Genomic DNA, 4,858 nt, shown 5'->3' on the forward strand with positions numbered 1-4,858 from the left:
ATGTCGCCTGCCTTGCGCAATTGTTCCAGCGCCTTACGCAGCTGGTGGCGCTTGACGTTCAACTGCAACGCCATCTCGCGTTCCGAAGGGAGCTCGGCGCCCGCCTCCCGCAACTGCCGGATGGCGGAAACAATGCCGCCAATGTCAGAGGGACCCTCATCCAAGGTTCTGCTTACGGACACTGCAACTGCTCCGATATTCATCAGCCGGTTGCGACCAAATTAGGCGAAAACCCCGTGGTTGACAACCCTGGTCGTCAATGGTTGAAACTTGCGCTGTCAGATTTCCGGCCTTTCTGACCCACCCGATCATGGGACGCCGGCCGAGCGAGAGTAAGACATGCCAGGCAGCGCGACATTTGACTACGTGATCGTTGGCGCGGGCTCGGCGGGCTGCACGCTGGCCAATCGCCTGACCGAAGACGGCAAGTCCTCCGTCCTGCTGCTCGAGGCTGGTGGCTGGGACAAGGACCCCATGATTCACATTCCGCTGGGCTGGGGCAAGATACTCGTCGAGCGCCGCCATGACTGGATGTATTTCTGTGAGCCGGAAGCCAATGTCGGCAACCGCCGGGTGGAATGCGCCCGCGGCAAGGTGATCGGTGGATCGTCATCGACCAATGCCATGGCCTATGTGCGCGGCAACCGTGGCGACTATGACCGCTGGGCCTCGCTTGGACTTGCCGACTGGTCCTACGAAAGGGTGCTGCCCTATTTCCGCAAGTCGGAGCGCTGGGAAGGCGGCACTGACGCCTACCGTGGCGGTGATGGCCCGCTCAACACCCGGCACTGCAAGTACAAGGACGAGCTGATCGAGGCTTTTGCAATGGCAAGCCACACGGCCGGCTTCGCGCAGACTGACGATTACAACGGCGCCGTCCAGGAAGGCTTCGGGCGGCTGCAGATGACGATCGAGAAAGGCCGCCGGGCCAGCGCCGCGACCGCCTATCTGAGGCCCGCCATGAAACGCCCCGGTCTCAAGGTGGAGACCGAGGCGCTCGCCACCCGCATCATGATCGAGAACGGCCGCGCTTCGGGAATCGCATACATGCGCGGCGGCATCGCCCGCAAGGCCACGGCGCAGCGCGAGGTGATCCTGGCGGGCGGGGTCATAAACACCCCGCAATTGCTAATGCTTTCCGGCATCGGGGACCCCGTGGCACTTTCCAGGCTGGGACTTGAAACGCAAGTCGCGAGCCCGCAAGTCGGACAAAACCTGCAGGACCATGTGTCGGTTATCCTGATGTACCGGAGGAAGACGCCCGGCCCCTTCTACCGCATGATGCGGGCCGACCGCATCGGCATCGACTTCATGAAAACCTATCTCTTGGGCAGCGGCTTCTCGGCTGATGTGCCGGGCGGGGTGGTTGCCTTCCTGAAGAGCGACGCCACGCGCCCTCTGCCCGATGTGCAGATCCTGTTCACGGCGGCGCCATTGGCCGCATGGCCGTATTTCCCGCCCTTCAAGGAACCCTTCGCCGATGGCTTTGCCACCCGGATCGTGGCCACTCAGCCCGAAAGCCGCGGGCGGATCGAACTTGCTTCGGCGGATCCTGCTGTCGCACCGCTCATCCACCAGAACTTCCTCTCTTCGCCGCGCGACTGGGACTCGCTCCGCTATGGTTTCAAGGTCGCGCGGAAGCTGGCGGCAGAGCCCTCGATGCAGCCATTCGTGGCGGCGGAATTCGTGCCGGGCCCCAAGTGCGAAAGCAATGATGAGATCGACGAACACATCCGCAAGACATCCATCACGGTGCACCATCCCGCCGGCACCTGCCGCATGGGTGCGGATGCCAATTCCGTGGTCGACCCTGAACTGAGGGTGCGCGGCATCGACGCCTTGCGCGTCGTCGACGCCTCGGTGATGCCTGACCTTCCCTGCGGCAACATCAATGCCGCAGTCATCATGATCGCCGAGAAGGCCTCAGATCTCATTCGGGCGGGTGCCGCGCAACGCGTTTTCCCCTGAACGTGGTTGAGCGGTTTGGTTGAACTTGGTTGAGATTTCACGGTTGATCGTGCCAACCATGACTGTTATGGTTGCAAAAGGTTCTCAGTGGTTTTCCATTTCGCGAGGTGTCTCCGAATGTCTAACGCAAAACCGGCTACCGAAAGTCTCCGCCTCAAGGAGGCAGCGCTCAAGGGCCTCTATGATGAACTCTACGCCAAGAACATGTTTCCGTTCTGGGCCACGTCACAGGGTGTGGAGCACGACGAAATCAAGCAGTTGATGGCCACCTCGAAGGCCGTGCCCTTCGTGTGGAAATATTCCGACATCGAGCCGCTCCTGCAGCGCGCGGCACGCCTCATCACCATGGATGACAGCGAGCGCCGCTCCCTCATTCTGGTCAACCCGGGCCTCGCGCCCAAGCGCGCTTCTGTCTCCACGATGTATACGGCCTACCGACTCAATGATCCTGACGAGATCATGCCGCCGCACAAACACTCACCCAGTGCGGTGCGCTTCGGCCTGACGGGTACCGGCAACTTCACGGGCGTTGAAGGCGAGAACGTGATCTTCGGCCCTGGCGACATGGTGCTGACGCCCAACGACGCCTGGCACAACCACGGCACGGTGGGTGGCGAGCCCGCGGTGAACCTTTCGGTGCTCGACCTTCCCCTCGTCGAAACGCTGCATGCCGTGCACTTCGACCACAAATACACCGAGATCGAGAACGGCAAGGAAGTTGCGAAGATGGTCCAGGCGGCGCGCTATCCGGCTGACTATTCCCAGCGCATCTATGGCGAAGGCGGCCTCAAGCCCCGCTTCCTCGACCATAAGCGGGGCGGCGGGCTTTCCTCCCCAATGTATGTTTACCGCTGGGAAAGAATGCAGGCCACCCTCGACGCATTGAAGGATTGGGATGGCGATCCCCATGAGGGTATCGTTGTGGATTACATCGACCCCACCACGGGCGGACCGGTATTCCACACGATCAACTTCTATGCCCAGATGCTGCGGCCGGGGGAGCGCACGCTGCCCCAGCGCGAGACCGCGAGCCTGCTGCTCGCACCGTTCACTGGCAAGGGCCACTCGATCATCGACGGAAAGCGCTACGACTGGGACCAGTTCGACACGCTGGCGGTTCCCGGCGGCTGCTGGGTGGAGCATGTCAACGGTTCAGAGACGGAGCCGGTGATCTTTTTCGGGGCCACCGATGCGCCTACCCAGCGCGCTCTTCTGCTCTACAGGCGTTGGGGCAGGAACGCCGCTGGCGATCTGCTGCGGCTGGCCTGACAGCCTTGGCATCGTCGCATAACACGAAGTTCTTGGGCCATGCCGACTGTCCGGGCGGCGGGCAGGTGTGGGTCGATGGCACCACCATGTATGTGGGGCACATGCGCCCGCCGAGCGGCACGACGCTGTTCGACGTGTCCGACCCGAGGAAGCCTCGCAAGATCACAACGATCGAAGTTCCGCCGGGCTGGCATTCGCACAAGGTGCGGGTCCAGAACGGCGTGATGATCGTCAATCACGAGAAATTCGGAACCGGTGGTCCGGAGGATTTCACCGGGGGCCTGGCGGTCTACGACGTCAGCAAGCCGCATGATCCAAAGCCCATCTCCAAATGGATGACGGGCGGAAAGGGCGTTCACCGCTACGATTTCGATGGCCGCTACGCCTATATCTCACCGACGGCCGAGGGCTACGTCGGCAACATCGTGATGATCCTCGATCTGATCGACCCCCGCAATCCGGTTGAAGTTGGCCGCTGGTGGATCCCCGGACAATGGACTGGAGGCGGAGAGGATTATCCGTGGCACGATTACGTGACGCCGCGCTGCCACCACCCCATCCGCATGGGCGACCGGCTATACGTCAGCTACTGGCACCATGGCTTCTATATTCTCGACATCTCGGACATGACGAAGCCAAGGGCCATCGCGCATGTCAATTCGAGTCCCAGCTTCCCACATCCCACCCACACCTGCCTGCCGGTGCCGCAGGACCTGAAAGGCCGCCGCATCATGGTGGTGGCGGACGAGGACGTGGCCAAACTCCGACCGTCGCCGCCGGCCTTCACCTGGATCTACGACATTACCCAGGAAACCAACCCGCTGCCGATTGCCACTTTCCAGGTAGCGGGCCTTGATCCCGACGGCGCGCCGCAGGAACAGATGATGGGCTGTCACCAGCCGTCGGAGCGCTTCTCGGGAAACATCATTCCCTTTGCATGGTTCGCGCAGGGTCTTCGCCTCGTCGACATCTCTGATCCCTTCGCGCCGAGGGAGGTGGGTTCCTACATTCCGGACCCACAACCCGGCGCGCCGCGTGCCTCTTCCAACGACGTCACCACCGACAGTCGTGGCCTGATCTATCTCGTGGACCGGATCGGCGGCGTCGACATCATCGAATCCAACGTCCTGTGAGAGCCCTGACATGACAGATCGCGCCCAACGTTCCCCCGCACATTACGCGATCGGCAAGAAGAACCCCAACCTGCCGTTCCACCCCGCGGTGAGGGCAGGCGACTACATCTTCGTCTCCGGCCAGGTGCCCAAGGACGAGAACAACGACGTCATCTCCGGCACCATCGAGGAGGAGACGCTGGCGACGCTCAAGACCATCGAGCGCATAATCGCCGCCGAGGGTGCAACGCTGCAGGACATCGTGCGCATCACGACCTATCTCGAGGACACGCGTGATTTCGGCCGCTACAACAAGGCCTTCCAACAGGGGATCGGCGACGCCGTGATCGCCCGCACGACGGTGGAGGCCAGGGCCGTGATCAACACCAAGATCGAAATGGAAGCAATCGTCTATAAACCGCTTCCCAAAACACAAGATTAAGGATTGCTGCATGTACAAACTCTTGGGCCGCAAGACATCCGGATGTCTTGCGGCCCAAGAGTTTGTA

The 4,858-nt window shown here is 61.8% G+C and carries 5 protein-coding genes; 4 read left to right on the top strand and 1 reads right to left on the bottom strand.

From position 1 onward, the window contains the following. Nucleotides 1-203 (bottom strand): GntR family transcriptional regulator (locus tag WCJ41_RS20085; RefSeq protein WP_336907617.1); only part of this gene is annotated, 203 nt, incomplete at its 3' end. 136 nt (nt 204-339) lie between these two features. Between WCJ41_RS20085 and WCJ41_RS20090 the strand changes: the two genes are divergently transcribed. The 4 genes from WCJ41_RS20090 (at nt 340) to WCJ41_RS20105 (ending at nt 4,791) form a co-directional block, all read left to right on the top strand. Then, complete coding sequence (locus tag WCJ41_RS20090; protein ID WP_336907618.1) at nt 340-1,968, top strand: GMC family oxidoreductase N-terminal domain-containing protein; 1,629 nt, start codon at nt 340-342, stop codon at nt 1,966-1,968. Nucleotides 1,969-2,085: 117 nt separating this feature from the next. Then, on the top strand, nt 2,086-3,237 hold the full coding sequence (locus WCJ41_RS20095; protein WP_336907619.1) for a cupin domain-containing protein: 1,152 nt from the start codon (nt 2,086-2,088) through the stop codon (nt 3,235-3,237). A gap of 5 nt (nt 3,238-3,242) precedes the next feature. Further along, complete coding sequence (locus WCJ41_RS20100; RefSeq protein WP_336907620.1) at nt 3,243-4,370, top strand: hypothetical protein; 1,128 nt, start codon at nt 3,243-3,245, stop codon at nt 4,368-4,370. A gap of 10 nt (nt 4,371-4,380) precedes the next feature. Next, on the top strand, nt 4,381-4,791 hold the full coding sequence (locus tag WCJ41_RS20105; protein WP_336907621.1) for a RidA family protein: 411 nt from the start codon (nt 4,381-4,383) through the stop codon (nt 4,789-4,791). The last annotated feature ends 67 nt before the right edge of the window (nt 4,792-4,858 follow it).

The sequence above is a fragment of the Aestuariivirga sp. genome (assembly GCF_037139295.1).
GTDB lineage: Bacteria > Pseudomonadota > Alphaproteobacteria > Rhizobiales > Aestuariivirgaceae > Aestuariivirga.

Coding starts and splice junctions, on each gene's coding strand:
- WCJ41_RS20095 (WP_336907619.1), top strand. CDS start 2,086: ATGTCTAACGCAAAACCGGCTACCGAAAGTCTCCGCCTCAAGGAGGCA.
- WCJ41_RS20090 (WP_336907618.1), top strand. CDS start 340: ATGCCAGGCAGCGCGACATTTGACTACGTGATCGTTGGCGCGGGCTCG.
- WCJ41_RS20105 (WP_336907621.1), top strand. CDS start 4,381: ATGACAGATCGCGCCCAACGTTCCCCCGCACATTACGCGATCGGCAAG.